Annotated in this window: 13 protein-coding genes; 9 read left to right on the top strand and 4 right to left on the bottom strand. The window is 61.3% G+C overall.

What is annotated here, in order from left to right; all coding sequences use genetic code 11:
- Positions 1-178: 178 nt before the first annotated feature.
- Positions 179-1,849: a response regulator gene (locus ACR52_RS08865; RefSeq protein WP_048723110.1), complete on the bottom strand. Its 1,671-nt coding sequence runs from the start codon at positions 1,847-1,849 to the stop codon at positions 179-181.
- A gap of 297 nt (positions 1,850-2,146) precedes the next feature.
- On the opposite strand from ACR52_RS08865, the gene ACR52_RS08860 reads away from it, so the two are divergent.
- From ACR52_RS08860 to ACR52_RS08840, 5 genes are all read left to right on the top strand, one after another.
- Positions 2,147-3,214, top strand: a complete 1,068-nt coding sequence (locus ACR52_RS08860) for a DUF2333 family protein (RefSeq protein WP_048723109.1) — start codon at positions 2,147-2,149, stop codon at positions 3,212-3,214.
- 2 nt (positions 3,215-3,216) lie between these two features.
- On the top strand, positions 3,217-3,753 hold the full coding sequence (locus ACR52_RS08855) for an NUDIX hydrolase (RefSeq protein ID WP_048723106.1): 537 nt from the start codon (positions 3,217-3,219) through the stop codon (positions 3,751-3,753).
- A 180-nt stretch (positions 3,754-3,933) separates the two neighbouring features.
- On the top strand, positions 3,934-4,305 hold the full coding sequence (locus ACR52_RS08850) for a translation initiation factor Sui1 (RefSeq protein ID WP_048723103.1): 372 nt from the start codon (positions 3,934-3,936) through the stop codon (positions 4,303-4,305).
- Positions 4,306-4,449: 144 nt separating this feature from the next.
- Positions 4,450-6,363 (top strand): arginine decarboxylase, encoded by a 1,914-nt coding sequence (gene speA / locus ACR52_RS08845; RefSeq protein WP_048723101.1) that lies wholly within the window; start codon positions 4,450-4,452, stop codon positions 6,361-6,363.
- 143 nt (positions 6,364-6,506) lie between these two features.
- Entirely contained in the window at positions 6,507-7,373 is an 867-nt protein-coding gene (locus ACR52_RS08840) for an alpha/beta hydrolase (RefSeq protein ID WP_048723099.1), read from the top strand.
- 29 nt (positions 7,374-7,402) lie between these two features.
- Here ACR52_RS08840 and ACR52_RS08835 read toward each other — a convergent pair whose 3' ends face one another.
- Both ACR52_RS08835 and ACR52_RS08830 read right to left on the bottom strand, forming a co-directional pair.
- Complete coding sequence (locus ACR52_RS08835; RefSeq protein ID WP_048723098.1) at positions 7,403-8,917, bottom strand: M91 family zinc metallopeptidase; 1,515 nt, start codon at positions 8,915-8,917, stop codon at positions 7,403-7,405.
- Between the two features lie 117 nt (positions 8,918-9,034).
- The gene (locus tag ACR52_RS08830; protein ID WP_048723096.1) at positions 9,035-10,378 is read right to left on the bottom strand and encodes an MATE family efflux transporter; all 1,344 of its coding nucleotides are present in this window, start codon (positions 10,376-10,378) and stop codon (positions 9,035-9,037) included.
- A gap of 323 nt (positions 10,379-10,701) precedes the next feature.
- Here ACR52_RS08830 and ACR52_RS08825 point away from each other — a divergent pair, with 323 nt between their 5' ends.
- The gene (locus tag ACR52_RS08825; protein ID WP_048723094.1) at positions 10,702-15,603 is read left to right on the top strand and encodes an alpha-2-macroglobulin; all 4,902 of its coding nucleotides are present in this window, start codon (positions 10,702-10,704) and stop codon (positions 15,601-15,603) included.
- Positions 15,604-15,741: 138 nt separating this feature from the next.
- Here the strand turns inward: ACR52_RS08825 and ACR52_RS08820 are convergent, their stop codons facing one another.
- A complete protein-coding gene (locus tag ACR52_RS08820; protein ID WP_048723092.1) occupies positions 15,742-16,032 on the bottom strand; it encodes a hypothetical protein in 291 nt (96 codons plus the stop codon).
- Between the two features lie 98 nt (positions 16,033-16,130).
- On the opposite strand from ACR52_RS08820, the gene pbpC reads away from it, so the two are divergent.
- From pbpC to ACR52_RS08805, 3 genes are all read left to right on the top strand, one after another.
- Entirely contained in the window at positions 16,131-18,461 is a 2,331-nt protein-coding gene (pbpC, locus tag ACR52_RS08815) for a peptidoglycan glycosyltransferase PbpC (RefSeq protein ID WP_048723089.1), read from the top strand.
- A gap of 101 nt (positions 18,462-18,562) precedes the next feature.
- Positions 18,563-18,871, top strand: coding sequence for a MazG-like family protein (locus tag ACR52_RS08810; RefSeq protein ID WP_048723087.1), 309 nt, complete (start codon positions 18,563-18,565; stop codon positions 18,869-18,871).
- On the top strand, positions 18,864-19,613 hold the full coding sequence (locus ACR52_RS08805) for a methyltransferase (protein WP_048723084.1): 750 nt from the start codon (positions 18,864-18,866) through the stop codon (positions 19,611-19,613). The genes ACR52_RS08810 and ACR52_RS08805 overlap by 8 nt, the downstream gene beginning before the upstream one ends.
- The last annotated feature ends 5 nt before the right edge of the window (positions 19,614-19,618 follow it).

Raw genomic sequence — 19,618 nt, 5'->3', positions numbered from 1 at the left:
GTAGCGTTCCATCAGCAGATAAGGCCGTTCCAGCGCCCGTTGCGACCACCAAAGTGTCGCCCCAAGGGCCAGGCACACAGCCACCAGCAGTAGGGTATTGAGATTGGTCAGCAGCTTCAGGCGCATGCGTGGTTTCAACCGACAGCAAAGATAAGTGCCTGAAGTTATTGCGTTTCCGTTACAGGGTTATGACGGAATCGGTGGATTCCTGTGAAAAGATGGCATTTTGCCTTGATGTGCGCGCGGCTTGCACGCGGTTGCGTCCGTCGTGCTTGGCGCGGTACAGCGCTTCGTCTGCCTGGGCGGCCATCATCAGGCTGTCGGAGTCGTCGCACAGCTCCACCAGCCCGGCGCTGAAGGTGCACCACAAATCCTGCGGCTGGGCCGGGTAGTGGATTTCGGCAAAGCGCCCGCGAATTTCATCCAGCACCTTACAGGCCGATTCCAGGTCGGTATCGGGCATCACAATCGCGAATTCTTCACCGCCATAACGACCGATGTAATCGGTCTTGCGCAAACGCTGCTTGAGAAACAGCGCCAGGCTCTTGATCACCCGGTCGCCCATGGGGTGGCCGTGGCTGTCGTTGACCCGCTTGAAGTGGTCGATATCGAGCATGGCAAAGCTCAACGGCTTGTTCTCGCGGCGCGCGCGAAAGCTGCAGTCTTCGAGCAATTGCAGGATGTGGGTGTGGTTGTACAACCCGGTGAGGCTGTCGCGCACCATCCGGGCCTTGAGGTTGCGCGCGCGGGCGGCGCGGTTGCGCACGGTGGTGATCAGGTGGCGCGGCTTGATTGGCTTGGTGAGGAAGTCGTCGCCGCCTTCGCTCATGGCGTCCAGCTGTTTATCCAGATCGTCTTCGGCCGACAGGTAAATGATCGGCACGCTCACATAACGGTCGTTATGGCGGATCACTTTGGCCAGTTCGGTACCGGTGCAGGCGGGCATATACATGTCGAGTATGATCAGGTCGGGCTGGAAATCCGCCAGCTCGGCCATCGCCTGGATCGGCTCGATCAAGGTACGGGTGATGATGCCGGCACTGTTGAGCAGCCGCTCGGTGTGCAGCGCCTGGGCCCGCGAATCGTCGATGATCAGTACTTTATACGGCTCGTATTGAGCGACGCAGGTCAGCACTTCGATCTTTTCCAGCAGGCTCGACGCTTCCAGCGTGCCGGTCAGGAACTCCTGGCCGCCGGCGCGCACGGCGGCCAGTCGGGTCGGGGTGTCGGTTTCATGCAGGCTGAAAAACAGCAGGGGCAGCTTTTGCTCAAGGCCTTCCTGGGCTTCGGCAGCGAGCTTGAGGCCCAGGCCTGCGCCACAGAAATCCACGTCCATGACGATGGCCGACGGCAAGCGCTCGGCCATGGACGCGTGAAACTCCGCCACGCTGTCCAGCGACTGGGCGCTCATACCAAAGAATTCCAGCTGCTTGGCCAGACGCTCGGCCCGGTCGTGATCGGCCAGCATCACGTAGATCGGCTTGCGCAGCGGCGGCAGGAAGGTTTGTTCCAGCTGATCGCCCTGGCGCAGGCCGGTGCGGGACAAGCGCTGCATCAAGCGGTTGAGTTCGGTGATCAAATGGCTGCTCAGGCGGCCGCGATTTTCGTCCACCGCTTTGAGCGACTCGCCGATGTGCTGCGCCAACTCGCCGTGCTCCGGCTGTTCGAAACGCTCGGCAAAGCGCAGCAGGCGCAGGTTGGCTTCGCTGAGTTCGCAGAGGTCGGTGTTCGACCATTCGCTGCGTTGCAGGCGCTGCCAGATCTCAAGAATTTGACGTGCCTGATGAATTACCCGCTGGGCAAAATGCTGCTTGAGACGCTCACGGCTGGGGTCTTCTGGCTCGGTCATATCCTGACTACTAGGTGAGGGTGCATGCTGAGGTCGACTGATGGCTCTATGCTAGCACCTCTTTTCGGTTACATGAGTGTCATACGTCAATTAACTGCGTGTCTCTGATATTCAGTTGTGGACCCATTGGTCGCGCAGTGCAAAAACGTGCATCCTTTATAGCCCATCGCCCCAGGCGTGCGAGTTTGATTAAAAGCCCGCATTGACGGGCACGATGGGGTAGGGTTGCTGTCGGAGTGTTTGAACGCACGCCGCCTTTTGAAGTGCATGAACTCAAGTGATTGAAAGGATATCGCCATGCTGGACTGGAAAAACCGTGCAGGCAGTGCCAAAGGCCCCGCCCCTGAGCCCAAGTCGGCCAACCGCAGCTATTTTCGTACCTTGCTGATGAGCCGGGCCCTGCTCAGCGTGCTCGGCTTGTACCTGTTGGTCACCGGTGCCCTGGGTTGGTACTGGAGCGAAGAACCGGCGCTGTTTCCGGTCCAGCAGAATGCGCAGATTGCCGCCGAGAAAGAAGGCAAGCAGATGGTGGTGGGTTTCACCACTGTCGAAACCCTCAAGACCGTGGTCGGCACATTGCTGAACAAGCCCGGCGGCTACATTTCCAACGACCGTTTCCCGCCAGGCCTGTGGATGGACAATATGCCGAGCTGGGAATATGGCGTGTTGGTGCAGGTGCGCGACCTGACCCGCGCCCTGCGTAAAGACTTCGCTCGCTCCCAGTCGCAGTCGGCTGAAGACGCTGACTTGGCCAAGGCTGAGCCGCGCTTTAACTTCGACAACAAGAGCTGGGTGCTGCCGTCCAGCGAGTCGGAATACCAGGACGGTATCAATTCCTTGAGCCGCTATGAAGCGCGCCTCTCCGACCCGAATCAGCGTGGCGCATTGTTTTATGCGCGTGCCGACAACCTGAATAACTGGCTGGGCGACGTCGCCACCCGTTTGGGTTCGCTGTCGCAGCGCCTGTCGGCCAGCGTCGGCCGGGTCAAACTCAACACCGCACTGAAAACCGAAGCTCTGGCGCCGGGTGAAGTGCCGCAGGTCGATGAAGAAGTGGTGGAAACCCCATGGATGCAGATCGACAACGTGTTCTACGAAGCCCGTGGCCAGGCGTGGGCCTTGTCCCACCTGCTGCGCGCCATTGAAGTAGACTTTGCCGACGTGCTGGCGAAGAAAAACGCCACGGTCAGCGTGCGCCAGATCATTCGTGAGCTGGAAGCCTCGCAGGAGCCCGTGTGGAGCCCGATGATTCTGAACGGCAGCGGCTTTGGCGTACTGGCGAATCACTCGCTGGTGATGGCCAACTACATTTCCCGGGCCAACGCTGCGGTGATCGATTTGCGTCAGCTGCTCAACCAAGGTTAATGATGGACGTTTCTCAACAGGAGGCCGCGCACCGCGCGGCCTCTGATGCCGAACTGATCTGCTGGGTCGACGAGCGCGATAACCTGCTCGGCAACCGGGTCAGGTCCGACCTTCGTCAGCGTGGCCTGATCGGCCGTTGCACCTTTATCTTCCTGTTCAATTCGGCCGGTGAGTTGTGCGTGCACCGGCGCACCCTGAGCAAAGCCATGTACCCCGGTTTCTGGGACACGGCGGCGGGCGGGATGGTCGCGGCGGGTGAGTCCTATGCCTTATCGGCAGCCCGCGAGCTGGAAGAAGAGCTGGGTGTGGGCGGTGTTGAATTGACCGAACACGACCATTTCTACTTCGAAGATGGCGACAGCCGGCTGTGGTGCAAATCCTACTCCGCTGTGTGGGATGGCCCGCTGCGATTGCAGCCCGAAGAAGTCATGGAAGCGCGCTTTTTACCCCTTGATATTGTCCTGCAGGAAGCCGAACTGAAGCCCTATTGCCCGGACGCTCAAGAGGGCTTGCGCCGCTATCTGGCCTTACGTCGCTAAAGTTGCATAAATTGGCGCCATTTGGCCCTTAGCAAGTGGGCTTTTTGTGGTTACACTGCGCGACTTTTCACCCGAACCGCCTTGGCGGGTCGGTAGCGCTGCCCCTGCCTGAGTGGGGCTTCGCGGTCGGCTAACCCCTTCGGGCGCCGATCTGTCTTTGTCCTCCCAAGAGGATTGCCGGTGGCCAAAAAAGCCGCATCCTTCGCCGCCCTTGGTGGCCTGGTATTTTCCACCGACGCAGGTCGACACTGCCCGGACTGTCGTCAGCCCGTGGATTCGTGCACCTGCAAACAGACCCTGATCCCTGAAGGCGACGGTATTGCCCGCGTGCGACGCGAGAGCAAAGGCCGTGGTGGCAAGACGGTGACGACTATCACCGGCGCGCCGCTTGCAGAAGACGCTCTCAGGGAATTAGCCACCACGCTGAAAAAGCGCTGTGGTACCGGTGGCGCGTTGAAAGACGGGGTCATCGAAATCCAGGGCGATCATGTCGAACTGCTGTTGGCCGAGCTGATCAAGCTTGGTTACAAGGCCAAGAAGTCCGGCGGCTGACAGCCTCTTCCCAACCTGTGTCTAAACTCTGTCCTGCGAGTGGGGTCTACCTCCCTTACAGGCAAATCGTCATTTTCATTCTTTAGACTGCGCCAGCCTTACGAAAAGGGTGCGGCGCTCTTCGACTTTATATAGGGGACTTCGATGTCCGTACGACGCACACGCAAAGACGATGGCAGCCAATGGACAGTTGCGGACAGCCGCAGTGTTTACGGGATTCGCCATTGGGGGGCCGGGTATTTCGCGATCAATGAAGCCGGTCGCGTTGAAGTTCGTCCGAACGGCCCGAACAGCACGCCCGTCGACCTGTACGAGCAAGTGGACGAGTTGCGCAAAAGCGGCCTGTCGCTGCCGCTGCTGGTGCGCTTCCCCGACATCCTGCAAGACCGCGTGCGCCAGTTGACCGGTGCCTTCGATGCGAACATCGAACGCCTGGAATACCAGAGCAAATACACTGCGCTGTACCCGATCAAGGTGAACCAGCAGGAAGCGGTGATCGAAAATATCATCGCCACCCAGGACGTCTCTATCGGCCTGGAAGCCGGCTCCAAGCCAGAGCTGCTGGCCGTGCTCGCCCTGGCACCGAAGGGCGGCACCATCGTCTGCAACGGTTATAAAGACCGCGAGTTCATCCGCCTGGCGCTGATGGGCCAGAAGCTCGGCCACAACGTGTTTATCGTGATCGAGAAAGAGTCCGAAGTTGAGCTGGTGATCGAAGAAGCCGCCAACCTCAAGGTCAAGCCACAGGTCGGCCTGCGCGTGCGCCTGTCGTCCCTGGCATCGAGCAAGTGGGCAGACACCGGCGGCGAGAAGTCCAAGTTTGGTTTGTCGGCGGCGCAACTGCTGTCTGTGGTCGAGCGCTTCCGCGCTGCCAGCCTGGACCAGGGTATCCGTCTGCTGCACTTCCACATGGGTTCGCAGATCGCCAACCTGGCCGACTACCAGCACGGGTTCAAGGAAGCCATTCGTTACTACGGCGAATTGCGCAACCTCGGCCTGCCGGTCGACCACATCGATGTAGGCGGCGGCCTGGGCGTGGACTACGACGGGACTCACTCGCGTAACGCCAGCTCGATCAACTACGACATGGACGACTACGCCGGCGTGGTCGTGGGCATGCTCAAGGAATTCTGCGACGCGCAGAGCCTGCCGCACCCGAACATCTTCTCCGAAAGCGGCCGTTCCCTGACCGCCCACCACGCCATGCTGGTGGTGCAAGTCACCGACGTCGAGAAACACAACGACGAAATCCCGGTGATCGAGAACAAGGAAAACCTGCCGGAAACCGTGCAATGGCTGGTGGACCTGCTGGGCCCGACCGACATCGAAATGGTCACCGAAACCTACTGGCGCGCCACGCACTACATGAGTGACGTGGCCACCCAGTACGCCGACGGCAAACTGACCCTGGCGGAAAAGGCACTGGCCGAACAGTGCTACTTCGCCGTGTGCCGCCGCCTGCACAACTCGTTGAAAGCCCGCCAGCGCTCGCACCGCCAGGTGCTGGACGAACTCAACGACAAGCTGGCCGACAAGTACATCTGCAACTTCTCGGTGTTCCAGAGCCTGCCGGACACCTGGGCCATCGGCCAGGTGCTGCCGATCCTGCCGCTGCATCGTCTCGACGAAGAGCCGCTGCGCCGCGCCGTGCTGCAAGACCTGACCTGCGACTCCGACGGCAAGATCAAGCAGTACGTTGACGAGCAGAGCATCGAGACCAGCCTGCCGGTGCACGCCCTGAACGACGGCGAAGACTACCTGCTGGGCATCTTCCTGGTGGGCGCCTACCAGGAAATCCTCGGCGACATGCACAACCTGTTCGGTGACACCGACTCGGTGAACATCTACCAGCGTGAAGACGGTTCGGTGTACAGCGCCGGCATCGAGACCCACGACACCATCGAAGACATGCTGCGCTACGTGCACTTGTCGCCGGAGGAGTTGATGACGCACTACCGTGACAAGTGTGCGAGCGCGAAGATCACGGCGGCGGAGCGGACTCAGTTCCTGGATGCGTTGCGTCTGGGCTTGACCCGTTCGTCCTACCTGTCCTCGTAAAACTGTAGGAGCGAGGCGGGCGGCTAGCCCTTGCTCGCGATGGACGTTAACGATAACGCGGGCTATCTGGATGCCCGCGTTGCCTGGCGGTTTTTCGCGAGCAAGGCTAGCCGTCCGCCTCGCTCCTACAGAAGGGCTGAGCGATGTCGAGCAAATTTCTGCAAGCGGTCACCCTGGCAATCGCCGCCCTGCTGGCGGCGTGCTCTCCGATCAAAGTGCTCAATGCACTGACGCCTTCAAACACCTTCAGCAAAACCTCATCGGTTGCCTACGGCACTGACCCCCGCCAGAAACTCGATATCTACCGCCCCGTCACCGCCTCTCCCAACGCCCCCGTGGTGGTGTTCTTCTATGGCGGCAGCTGGAACAGCGGCTCAAAGGACCAGTACGGTTTTGTCGGCGAGGCCCTGGCCTCACGCGGCATCGTGGTAGTGATCGCGGATTACCGGCTCTACCCGCAAGTACGTTACCCACTCTTCCTTCAGGACAACGCCAAAGCGGTTGCCTGGACCTATCAACATATCGCCGAATACGGCGCCGATCCCGGGCAGCTCTACCTGATGGGCCACAGTTCCGGTGCCTACAACGCCTCGATGCTGGCACTGGATGCGCGTTGGCTGAACGCAGTTGATTTGTCGCCGTCAATGCTCAAGGGCTGGATCGGCCTGGCCGGGCCTTATGACTTCCTGCCGATTGAAAACAAGGACGTGCAACCGGTGTTCTTCTTCCCGAATTCGCCGCCGGAATCCCAGCCGATCAACCACGTCAGCGCCGACGCGCCGCCGAGCCTGTTGATCGCCTCAACGGACGACAACCTGGTCAACCCCACACGCAATACTGGCGGGCTGGCGACCAAGTTGCGCGCAGCACGCGTGCCGGTTGAAGCGTTCTACTTTACCAAGACCAACCACGTAACACTGGTTGCGTCTTTTGCCAAACCGTTGCGCTGGCTGGCTCCGGTACTGGACAAGGTGACGGCTTTTATCAGGTCTACGCCCACTGCAGACTGACATCTCGTCACTATGCTTCTAACCCGGTCCTAAACGATGCGCGTGGGTTCCTTCTCGTCATATCGATCACGCAGGGGTATGCCCATCTCTGCACGCAGGGTGTTTTCAGTGAATGGCCATGGATTCGTGGTGGTTGGAGGTGTCGACGGATCGTTGTCGAAATCAAAAGGCGGGCTGTTGCTTGGAAGCCCCATGGCTTGATATTCGGAGTTTTCCACCCTCAACTGCTTGCCATCAACCATGACCGGGCTTCCATCTTTATTAAAGATCGGCGAATTGCCTGGTATGAATCGACCGGTGGCGCCGTCATAGGCATGACTCATCTCATGGTAGAGGGCGACTAAGGGCGATAGTGCAAAGGCCTTTTCGAAATAGTCGGGAATAAAGCCTATCTCTGCATGTGTGGCAGGTGACCCGGCAACGCCATCTTTTATGAAGCCGAGTTCAGGCCGGTATTTGAATTTTTCATACTCGCTGTCGGGTATGTTGTCTCTGAAGGCATTGGCGAAGCGATAAGAGTTCGTCGCGATCGTACTAGATGGCGTTATGGTCACCGGGCCGCCATTCTCCTCGGCTAGGCGGTCCATTTCCTGAAGCATTAGCTGTCCGACCGGCGACCCTCTGAGTTGCTCAAGATAGTCCTCTGCCCGTTCAGTGAATGCTGCGGGGCCTTCTATTTTGAAGCCTTTTTTACCCGCGCCGCTGTATTCGACAGGGGGCGATTTCACCTGTTCGGGGCTTTGGACTGTATCGGTTTTTTTAGCGTAGATCCGATCCTGAGTGTCATAAGAGTGGACCGAATCCTGGCCCGCACCGGTATAGAAAGTGGTCTGGCGATAGCCCACGAGCTTATCGTTGCCGAGTCCGCCATTTGAAATGGTTTTGCCCGTCCCGGCATACAGTTCGTCATCACCCTGGTCGCCATTGAGGTAAACCTGGCGCAGGTCGGTTTTCTGCGAGGGGTAGCCAGCGTATAACGTGTCGTTGCCTTTGCCGCCCGATAACAAGGCGTTGCCGGTACCTGCGATCATTGTATCGTGGCCATCACCGCCAAAGGCCACCATCTCCCCGGTGCCCAGGCGTATGTAGTCGTTCCCTTTGTCTCCGGTGACCGTACCCAGTCGTCCGTTCGCCGCGATAAAGTCGTCGCCATCGCCACCGTGTAGATGCATTTCGATGTTGATGTGCTCGTCGACGGTAATACGATCATTTCCTCCCTCGGTTTTGATTCTCAGCGAGTGCGCATCGTTGTTCGCAGTCAGTGGGAGTTTGTAGTCTCTGCCATTGATATGCGCGTTGAGCAGGTTGTCTGCGCCAACGGTAATACTGACCTTGTCAGCCTGGTCGGTAGTGGTAATCAGGACTCTACTGACATCCAGGCCCCGCTTTCCTTGATGATCTGTTTTATAGGTTGAAATGTGTTGGATCTTGGCGTTTCCGTCATCGACTAAAACGCTGTAATGCCGGGTGCCATCCGGTTCTGCCGGTAAGTGGGTGGATGGAGAAAGGAGGGGGGATGTTGAGGGAGTCGGGAGTATGTTCATTCACAGATCAACTTTATTTGAAGGACGCTGTTTAACCACAGAGGTATAAATGCTCTGTGGTTTGAATCCCGAAAAAAGCCAAACTGGTTTGTAATAATCTAATCACGACGAGCGCTTTCAGGGTTGGCTGAGCCAGCGGTCCTGCTTGCTAATACGCCAGGCGACGGCCCACAACGTGAGACTGCGTAACGCCATGAATAGCAGGAACGTCAGCCACAGGCCGTGGTTGCCCAAACCTTGCAACGCCCAGGCAATTGGCAGTGTCAGCAACAGCGTCAGCAACATCCCATTGCGCATTTCCCGCGCGCGGGTGGCGCCGATAAACAGGCCGTCCAGCAGGTAACTCCACACCGCAATCAACGGCAGTACCGCGAGATAGGGCAGGTAGAGGTCGGCGGTTTCGCGCACGCTGGGGATATCGGTCTGCATGGCGATAAACAGGTGGCCGGCAACGGTGAACAGCAGGGCAAAGCCGACGCTGGCGATCAGCGACCAACCACCGGCGACTACCAGTGAGCGGCGTAAGGAATGGCGGTCATGGGCGCCGATCGCGTGGCCGCACAGGGCTTCGACCGCGTGGGCCAAGCCATCCAGTGCGTGAGCAGTCAGCAACAGGCCGTTAAGCAGCAGCGCGTTGGCCGCCACTGTGGCATCGCCCAACCGCGCGCCTTGCACGGTGATCATGAAAAACACCGACTGCAACGCGAGGCTGCGGATAAAGATGTCGCGGTTCACTGCCAGCAGCGGGCGCCAGCTTTGCCACAGTTTGAGCGCGGCCCAGGCGATATGGCCGGGGTAGGCGCGCAGGGCCTTTTGCGTGAGGGCCAGGCCGAGCAGGGCGCCGGTCCATTCGGCGATCACGGATGCGCGGGCAGAGCCGACCACACCCCAGTCCAGTCCGAGGACGAACCACAGGTTCAAGGCGATGTTGACCAGGTTGGTGGTCAGCAGAATCGCCAGCGGTGCGCGGGCGTTTTGGGTGCCGAGGAACCAGCCTACAAGTGCATAGCTGGCCAGTGCGGCGGGCAGGCCGAATAAGCGAGTGTGGAAAAACGCCTGGGTCAGTTGATTGAGTTCGGGGGAGGGTTGCATCCATTCCAGCGCCAGATGGCTCAGGGGGATGCCCACCGTGCCCAAAAGCATGGACAGGCCCAGTGCCAGCAACAGGCCTTGCAGCAGGATTTGTCGGAGCGCGGCCCCATCATTGCGCCCGGCGGCCTGGGCGGCGAAACCGGTGGAGCCCATGCGCAAAAAGCCCATGGCCCAGGCGAGAAAGGTATACAGACTGGCCCCGACCGCCACGGCGCCCAGTTGGTGGGCGTGGGGCAGGTGGCCGATGACCATGCTGTCGACCAGGGCCACCAACGGCACCGAGATATTCGACAGGATCATCGGCGCGGCCAGGGCCCAGACGCGGCGGTGGGTGGGACGGTGGCGCCAGTCGGTGAGCAAGATGGACATGCGGGCTCCTTGGGGGAGCGGCATTGTAACTGCGTAACCTGATCGTTCCCACGCTCTGCGTGGGAATGCCGCCTGGAACGCTCCGCGTCCTGCCCTTTGGCGAACGGTTCAAGCCCTGCGCACGGGTGACGCGGAGCGTCACGGGATACCCCACGCGGGCGCGTGGGAACGATCAGTTGCCCGGTGTTTGTGGGATTTGGCTTGGGCTGGGGACCGCTCAGAACCAAACCACCCTCCGTCGGTCAATGTGACCAGCGCCACATCGGTTTTGCCCGCGCTGATATATAGTTCACCCCTCGGTTCCCTCTCACTATGAGTGCCCCATGCTTAACAAAGGACTGTTCCTTGCCTGTGCGCTGGCCCTGCTGAGCGCCTGCGATTCTTCCGATAAACCGGCAGCCCCGACTGCTCCTGCGGCGGCAACATCCGCAGCGCCGAAACCGGCCAGGGCGGCGGTGGATGTGGCGGCGCTGAAGCAGCGTTATGCCGGGCGTGAGCTGAGCGTGGTGGACGTGTCCGAAGTCCAGTTGGATGGGGCAAGTACCTTGTCGGTAAGCTTCTCCATTCCTCTGGACCCGGACCAGAAGTTCGCCGACAAGCTGCATTTGGTGGACAGCAAATCCGGCAAGGTCGATGGCGCCTGGGAACTCTCCGATAACTTGATGGAATTGCGCCTGCGCCATCTGGAGCCGCAGCGCAAACTGGTGCTGACCGTCGATGCGGGGGTGAAGGCCGTCAACGCCAACACGCTCGCCGCCGAGTACATCGCCCGCCTGGAAACCCGCGACCTGCAAGCCACTGTCGGCTTTGCCAGCCGGGGCACGTTATTGCCGACGCGCCTGGCCGAAGGCTTGCCGGTGATCGCGCTGAACGTCGACAAGATCGACGTCGAATTTTTCCGTATCAAGCCCGAGTCTCTGCCGTCGTTCCTGGCGCAGTGGGGGCGTAACACCAGCCTGCAAAGTTATGAATCCCGTGAATTGCTGCCGATGGCCGACCTGGTCTACGGCGGCCGTTTCGATTTGAACCCTGCGCGCAACACCCGCGAAACCCTGTTGCTGCCGATCGCCGGCCTCAAGCAATTGCAGCAGCCGGGCGTGTACCTGGCGGTGATGCGCGCCTCGGGCAGCTACAACTATTCGCAACCGGCCACGCTGTTCACCTTGAGTGATATCGGCCTGTCGGTGCACCGCTACGCCAATCGCCTGGATGTGTTTACCCAGGCGCTGGAAGGCGGCAAGGCGCTGGATGGCGTCGACCTCGAAGTGCTCGATGCTGAGGGCCGCGTGCTGGCCCAAGGCAAGACCGAGAAGGGCGGACACGCTGAGTTGCCGTTGCCGAAAAAGGCCCAGGTGTTGCTCGCCAAGCAGGGTGAACAAACCAGCCTGCTGCGCCTCGACAGCGCCGCCCTCGATCTCGCGGAATTCGATATTGACGGGCAGCCGTCTCATCCGCTGCAATTCTTTGTGTTCGGCCCGCGTGACTTGTATCGCCCCGGTGAAACCGTGCTGCTCAACGCCCTGCTGCGCGACAAGGATGGCAATGCCATCAAGCCGCAACCGGTGAGCGTCGAAGTGCGTCGCCCGGATGAGCAGGTGAGCCGCAAATTCGTATGGGATGCCGATGCGTCTGGCCTCTATCAATATCAACTGCAACTGGCCGGCGAAGCACCGACCGGGCGCTGGCAGTTGGTGTTCGACCTGGGCGATGGCAAACCGCAGTTGTATGAGTTCCTCGTCGAAGACTTCCTGCCCGAGCGCCTGGCGCTTGAACTCAAGGGCAGCGACACGGCGTTGAGCCCGTCGGATAACCCGGTCATTCAGGTCAACGGCCGTTATTTGTACGGCGCGCCGGCGTCGGGCAATCGCGTTAGCGGACAGGTCTATGTGCGGCCGTTGCGCGAGGCGGTCAAGTCGCTGCCGGGCTATCAGTTCGGCTCCGTCACCGAAGAAGAGCTGAGCCAGGATTTTGAGCTGGATGAAAGCGTGCTCGACGCCAAGGGCCAGGAAGCGCTGACCCTGGAAAGCAAATGGGCGGACGCCAAGTCGCCGCTGCAATTAATCGTACAAGCCAGCCTGCAAGAGTCGGGCGGGCGGCCGATCACTCGGCGTCTGGTACAGCCGATCTGGCCGGCCGAGCAACTGCCGGGCCTGCGCGGGTTGTTTGATGGTGCGGAAACCAATGGCGATGGCCCGGCGGAATTCGAAGTGCTGGTGGCCAACCAGGACGGGCAGAAACTCGCCGCGCAAGACCTCAAGGTGCGCCTGGTGCGCGAGCGCCGTGACTACTATTGGAACTACTCCGACAGCGATGGCTGGAGCTATCACTTCAACGAAAAATTCCTCAACCTCGACGAACAGACACTGAACATCAAGGCTGGCGACACCGCCAAGGTCAGCTTCCAGGTGGAGTGGGGCCCGTACCGTGTCGAGGTTGAAGACCCGCAGACCGGTTTGGTCAGCAGCCTGCGTTTCTGGGCCGGCTACCAGGCCCAGGACAACACCGAAGGTGGCGCCGTGCGTCCCGATCAGGTCAAGCTGGCGTTGGACAAACCGGCCTATGGCGACGCTGATACCGCCAACGTCACCGTGACGCCACCGGCTGCGGGTAAGGGCTACCTGATGGTGGAATCTGCTGAAGGCCCGCTGTGGTGGCAAGAAATCGATGTGCCGGCCGAAGGCAAAAGCTTCGCGGTAAAGCTCGACCCGAAATGGTCGCGGCATGATTTGTATGTGAGTGCGCTGGTGATTCGTCCTGGCGAGCGCAAAGCCAATATCACACCAAAACGTGCGGTGGGCCTGCTTCATCTGCCGCTGGATCGCACCCAGCGCAAGCTCGGCCTGACCCTCACCGCGCCGGAAAAAATGCGCCCCAAACAACCGCTGACGGTGAAGATCACCGCAAAAAATGCCGATGGCAGCGTGCCGAAACAGGTGCATGTGCTGCTGGCGGCGGTGGACGTGGGCATCCTCAATATCACCGAATACCCGACACCAGACCCTTACTCCAGCCTGTTCGGCCGCAAGGCCTATGGTGTTGACCAATTTGACATCTACGGGCAGTTGATCGAAGCGGGGCAGGGCCGTCTGGCCAGCCTGGCTTTCGGTGGTGACGCCGCGTTGGCCAAGGGCGGCAAGCGCCCGGACACCAGCGTGACCATCGTCGCCTTGCAGAGCGCGCCGGTGACCTTGAACGATAAAGGCGAGGGCGAAGTCAGCGTCAATATCCCCGACTTCAACGGCGAACTGCGCCTGATGGCCCAGGCCTGGAGCGATGGCCGCTACGGCATGGCCGAAGGCAAAACCGTGATCGCCGCCCCGCTGATTGCCGAGCTGTCTGCGCCGCGTTTCCTCGCAGGCGGCGACCAGACCACCTTGGCGCTGGACCTCTCCAACCTGTCGGGCAAGGCGCAGAAGCTTGACGTGCAAATCAGCGTCGAAGGCCAGTTGGAGCCTGTCGACGCAGCTGGGCACACGGTTGAACTCAAGCAAGGCCAGCGCACCACGCTGCGCATCCCGGTGAAGGCCTGGGGCGGTTTGGGGCAGGGCAAGGTCAAGGTCACGGTCAATGGCCTGGACCTGCCCGGTGAAAACCTGCCGCCGTTCAGCCGCGAATGGACCCTGGGCGTACGTCCGGCCTACCCGGCGTTGCTCAAGCATTACCGCGCTGTGCTCAAGGATCAGCCATGGGGTTTACCGGTAGGTGCGCTTGATCAGTTCGATGCGTCGGGCCGCGAGGCACTGCTGAGTTTGTCGAGTCGGCCGCCGTTGAACCTCGGCGCGCAGATCGCCGCGCTCAAGGCCTACCCTTACGGGTGCCTGGAGCAAACCGCCAGTGGTCTCTATCCGTCGCTATACGCCGACGATGCCTTGCTCAAACGCCTGGGCATCAAGGGCGAGCCGGATGCCGAACGCAAACGCAAGATCGAGCTGGGCATCGAACGCCTGCTGGGCATGCAGCGCTACAACGGCAGCTTTGGTTTGTGGGGCGCGGATGGCGAGGAAGAATATTGGCTGACGGCCTACGTGACGGACTTCCTGCTGCGCGCTCGCGACCAGGGCTTTGCCGTCCCGCCTGAAGTCTTGAAGAAAGCCAGTGAGCGGCTGTTGCGTTATGTGCAGGAGCGCAACCTGATCGAAGTCGACTACAGCGACAACGCCGAGCACACGCGCTTTGCCGTGCAGGCCTACGCCGGTATGGTCCTGGCGCGCAGCCAGCAGGCGCCGTTGGGCGCGTTGCGCAGTATTTTCGAGCGGCGTAGCGACGCGCGTTCCGGGTTGCCGCTGGTGCAGTTGGCCATTGCCCTGCAGAAGATGGGCGACCAGCCGCGGGCTGATCAGGCGCTGTTGGCCGGGTTGGCGGCGCAGCGCAGCGCCAAAGACTGGCTCGCCGATTACGGCAGCCCGCTGCGGGATCAAGCGATGATTCTGGCGTTGCTGGAAGAAAACGATTTGGCCAAGGGCGCGCGTGAAGAGCGCTTGTTTACGCTGTCGGACCAGTTGGCGGCCAGCCCGTACCTGTCGACCCAGGAGCGTAATTCGCTGTTCCTCGCTGGGCGAGGCGGCTTTGCCAAGCCTGAGTCGCCGTGGAAAGTGCTGCTCGACGGCAGCGCCGGCGTGCGTGAGTTGAATAATCAGCAGTCGAGCCTGGAACTGGACGGCAAGCTGCTGTCCGGCGATTTGACCTTGAGCAATCAGGGCGATACGCCGGTGTATCAGCAATTGACGATCTCGGGTTATCCCCAAGTGCCGCCGGCACCGGGCGGCGAAAACCTGAGCATTCGCCGCGAATACCTCGGCATGAATGGCCAGCCGCTGAACCTGCGCAACCTCAACAGCGGCGATCTGGTGCTGGTGCACTTGGCGGTCAGTGCCAAGCAGCGTGTGCCGGATGCGCTGGTGGTGGACCTGCTGCCCGCCGGCCTGGAGCTCGAAAACCAGAACCTGGCGCAAAGTGCCGCCAGCCTGGAGAACGCCAGCAGCCAGGTGAAGGAATGGCGTGAGTCGATGCAGAACGCGTCCCTCAAGCACCAGGAGTTCCGCGATGATCGTTATGTGGCGGCGATGAACCTGGATGGCTATGGCACCACGCACCTGCTGTACCTGGCGCGGGCGGTGACACCGGGGACTTACCGCGTGCCGCCGCCGCAGGTGGAGTCGATGTACCGGCCGAACTGGCAGGCGGTGGGAGAGACGCCGGCGGATATGGTGATTAAGGGCCGCTGAGGTTTAACTGGCGTAACGGGTTCTAAATGTGGGAGGGGGCTTGCTCCCGATGGCTGTGGATCAGTCGATGTATTTTTTGGCTGATAGACCGTCATCGGGAGCAAGCCCCCTACCACAGGGGATTTGGGTGTTTTGGGGTTAGTGGACGATCCAGCTGAGGAGCCAGAGGCCGAGCATTAGCCAGATGACGCCGATGATGATCGAGGCGCGCATGAACGCGCGCACGGCGGAATACAGGAAGAGCAGGCCGATGATCAGGGTGATGATGCTGATGATCGACGTGTCCATGCCCAGCGCCCTGGACATGCCTTCGACAAAATCGCCGCCGGCATTGGACAGCATATTGAACAGCCCGCTGAAGAACTCGACGATGTAGTGGATGATCAAGCCGAGTGTGTGACCCAGCCATCCGAAAAAGTCTGCTTGCATAGGTGTGTCTCGATGAATAAGTGGACGAAATTGCCAGGACTGAGCCTTTGGTCGCGATGGGGCGCGGCTAGTTCCCCGAAGCATAGAGGTTTAGCCGGTTGAATTTGCGTTTTGTTGCGCGTTGTACCCTTGCCAGCTTGCTGTTGGTGATTGCCTTGCTGTGGCTGGCCGACCGCATCTGGCCGTTGCCACTGCCCCAGGATGACCTGGCGCGTGTGGTGCTGGCCGAGGATGGCACGCCGTTGTGGCGGTTTGCCGATGCCAATGGTGTGTGGCGTTATCCGGTGCAGACGAGTGAGGTATCGCCGTACTACCTGGATGCTTTGCTGACGTACGAAGACCGTTGGTTTTATCAGCATCCCGGCGTAAATCCGCTCGCGCTGGTACGGGCGACGTGGCAGAACCTGACTGGCGCGCGGGTGGTGTCCGGCGGCAGCACTTTGTCGATGCAGGTGGCGCGTTTGCTCGATCCGCACTCGCGCACGTTCCACGGCAAGTTGCGCCAACTGTGGCGCACCGCGCAGTTGGAATGGCACTTGTCCAAGGAGCAGATCCTCAACCTGTACCTGAACCGCGCGCCCTTTGGCGGCACGTTGCAGGGCGTGGCGGCGGCGAGTTGGGCCTACCTGGGCAAGTCCCCTCAGCAACTGACCCACGCCGAAGCCGCGTTGCTCGCGGTATTGCCCCAGGCGCCCAGCCGCCTGCGTCCCGACCGTCACCCGCAGCGCGCCCAGCAAGCCCGGGACAAGGTGCTGCGCCGCCTCGCCGAATTCCAGGTCTGGCCGCAATCGGCGGTCGATGAAGCCCTCGAAGAGCCGCTGCTGCTCGCGCCGCGTCTGGAACCGAGCCTGGCGCCCTTGCTTGCCCGCCGCCTGAACCGCCCCGACAGCCCGCCGCTGATCCGCACGACCGTGGATGCCACCCTGCAACGCCGTCTCGAAGACCTGCTGCTGGGCTGGCGCGCGCGGTTGCCGGAACACACCTCGGCCGCGATTCTGGTGGTGGAAGAAGAAACCATGGCCGTGCGCGCCTACCTGGGCTCGGTGGACATCAACGACACCAAGCGTTTTGGCCATGTGGACATGATCAGCGCCCTGCGCTCGCCGGGTTCGACCTTGAAGCCGTTCCTGTATGGCATGGCCCTGGACGAGGGGTTGATTCACTCCGAATCCCTGCTGCAGGACGTGCCCCGGCGTTATGGCGATTACCGACCGGGCAACTTCTCCATGGGGTTTACCGGCGCGGTGCCGGCGAGTACGGCGTTGTCGAGTTCGCTGAACCTGCCGGCGGTGCAATTGCTGGAGGCCTACGGGCCGAAACGGTTTGCCGCCCAGATGCGTATCGGCGGCGTGCCCCTGGCGTTGCCTGCGCTGGCCGAGCCGAACCTGGCGCTGATCCTGGGCGGTGCGGGCAGTCGTCTGGAAGACTTGGTGAGCGGGTATAGCGCCTTCGCCCGGGACGGCAGGAGCGCCACCATTCGATTACAGCCGGACGATACGCTTAGAGAGCGGCCATTACTGTCGCCAGGGGCCGCCTGGATTGTGCGGCGTATCCTCAGCGGCCAGGCCCGCCCCGACCGTGACCCGCGTGCCGAACTGGTGCAGCGGCCGGCGCTGGCCTGGAAAACCGGCACCAGCTATGGCTTTCGGGATGCCTGGGCGATTGGCGTGGGGCCGCGTTACCTGATCGGCGTGTGGATCGGCCGGCCTGACGGCACCCCGGTGCCCGGCCAGTTCGGGTTGGCCTCGGCGGCGCCGTTGATGTTGCAGGTGCACGATGTGCTGACCAACCGCGACAGCCAGCGCGGGATCACCGCGCCGGTTAAGCCCGTGCCGGCTAATGTCGGCGTTGCGGCGATCTGTTGGCCTTTGGGTCAGCCCATGAGCCGCAGTGACCCCAATTGCCGCCGCCAACGCTTCGCCTGGACGCTGGACAACACCACTCCGCCGACCCTGCAGGCTTTGGATCAACCGCTGAGTGTGGGGCTGAAGGAAACCGTGTGGGTCAACGCCAAGGGCCTGCGCGTGGACGCTCATTGCCCGGGCGCGGTCTCCCGGGACATCGCCCTGTGGCCCGCGCCGTTGGAGCCCTGGTTACCCAGGGTGGAACGCCGTGAAGCGCGAATCCCGGCCGCCGACCCGGATTGCCCGCCTCCGGCGCTGGCGGCGTCTTCGCCCTTGTCGATTGTCGGTGTACGCGAAGGCGACCAACTGCGCCTGCCCGCCGCCAGCCAACAATCCCTGCGCCTGAAAATCTCGGCCCTGGGCGGCAGTGGCCGACGGTGGTGGTTCCTCAACGGCGCCCCCCTGGGCGACAGCGCCAACCAAGACAGCGTCAACGCCAGCTTCGAACAGCTCGGCCGCTACCAACTCAGCGTCCTCGACGAAGCCGGCCAAACCGCCCGAATCGAATTCAGCGTCGTCGACTAACCAAGTTGCATACCTCCCTTGTGGCAAGCCCGCTCGCCACAGGGATTAACTTGCCTTCCCCGCTCATCCCCCCGAAGCTATACCCCTTCAGGAGCCCCCGCATGAACCTCGAACACCTCACCGAACGCCTACACCGCATCCGCGATACCAACGACTGGAAGCAGTTCCATAGCCCGAAAAACCTGGCCATGGCCGCCAGTGTGGAAATGGCCGAGCTGGTGGAAATCTTCCAATGGCTCAGCGAAGACCAATCGCGCCAGTTGCCCGCGGATAAACTCGCCCACGCCGGCCAGGAAGTCGGCGATATCGTCCTGTACCTGCTGCTGCTGTGCAGCGAACTGGGCCTGGACATGAACGAGGTGGTGCGCGCCAAATTGGCCGACAGCGAACGGCGGTTTGCCCATGAGTGATCGCCATTTCGACCAGCTTGCCACGCGTTTCGCCGAGAAGATCTACGGCGGCGCGAAGGGCGCGATTCGCCTGGCGGTGCTGCAGGCCGACCTGAGCGAAGCCCTGCCGGACCGCCCGTTGCGCGTGCTGGATATCGGCGCGGGGCTGGGGCATATGTCGCTGTGGCTGGCCGAACGCGGCCATCAAGTGACACTGGCCGAGCCCGCCGAGCCAATGCTCGACGGCGCACGCCAGCGCTTTGCCGATGCGGGGCAGACGGCGACCTTTATTCACGCGCCCTGGCAGGATTTGCTCGGCCAACTCACCGAACCCTACGACCTGGTGCTGTGCCACGCCGTGCTGGAATGGTTGGCCGAGCCCCATGCGATTCTGCCGGTGCTGCACCAACTGACGGTACCTGGCGGTTGGCTGTCTTTGGCGTTCTATAACCGCGATGCGCTGATTTACCGCAACCTGCTCAAAGGCCACTTCCGCAAAATGCGCAAGAACGACATGGCCGGCGAAAAGCAGAGCCTTACGCCGCAACAACCGCTGGACCCGCGCGAGCTGGCGGCGCAACTAGAAGGCCTTTGGCAGGTCGAAAGCCAAAGTGGCGTGCGGGTATTCCACGACTATATGCCGGTGGAATTCCAGGCCCGCGCTGACTTGCAGGAACTTGTGGAGATGGAACTCGCTCACCGTCGTCACCCAAGCTTTGCCGGACTTGGGCGTTATTTGCACTGGATCTGCCGTCCGGTTTAAGCGGC

The sequence above is a fragment of the Pseudomonas fildesensis genome (assembly GCF_001050345.1).
Taxonomy (GTDB): Bacteria; Pseudomonadota; Gammaproteobacteria; order Pseudomonadales; family Pseudomonadaceae; genus Aquipseudomonas; species Aquipseudomonas fildesensis.
Note: the sequence above shows the minus strand (reverse complement) of the source record. Positions and strands in the feature narration are given on the sequence as shown.

Bases quoted from the DNA above. Each gene is read 5' to 3' on its own strand.
- ACR52_RS08865 (WP_048723110.1), bottom strand. From the start codon at position 1,849: ATGACCGAGCCAGAAGACCCCAGCCGTGAGCGTCTCAAGCAGCATTTT.
- ACR52_RS08860 (WP_048723109.1), top strand. From the start codon at position 2,147: ATGCTGGACTGGAAAAACCGTGCAGGCAGTGCCAAAGGCCCCGCCCCT.
- ACR52_RS08855 (WP_048723106.1), top strand. From the start codon at position 3,217: ATGGACGTTTCTCAACAGGAGGCCGCGCACCGCGCGGCCTCTGATGCC.
- speA (WP_048723101.1), top strand. From the start codon at position 4,450: ATGTCCGTACGACGCACACGCAAAGACGATGGCAGCCAATGGACAGTT.
- ACR52_RS08840 (WP_048723099.1), top strand. From the start codon at position 6,507: ATGTCGAGCAAATTTCTGCAAGCGGTCACCCTGGCAATCGCCGCCCTG.
- ACR52_RS08835 (WP_048723098.1), bottom strand. From the start codon at position 8,917: ATGAACATACTCCCGACTCCCTCAACATCCCCCCTCCTTTCTCCATCC.
- ACR52_RS08830 (WP_048723096.1), bottom strand. From the start codon at position 10,378: ATGTCCATCTTGCTCACCGACTGGCGCCACCGTCCCACCCACCGCCGC.
- ACR52_RS08825 (WP_048723094.1), top strand. From the start codon at position 10,702: ATGCTTAACAAAGGACTGTTCCTTGCCTGTGCGCTGGCCCTGCTGAGC.
- ACR52_RS08820 (WP_048723092.1), bottom strand. From the start codon at position 16,032: ATGCAAGCAGACTTTTTCGGATGGCTGGGTCACACACTCGGCTTGATC.
- ACR52_RS08810 (WP_048723087.1), top strand. From the start codon at position 18,563: ATGAACCTCGAACACCTCACCGAACGCCTACACCGCATCCGCGATACC.
- ACR52_RS08805 (WP_048723084.1), top strand. From the start codon at position 18,864: ATGAGTGATCGCCATTTCGACCAGCTTGCCACGCGTTTCGCCGAGAAG.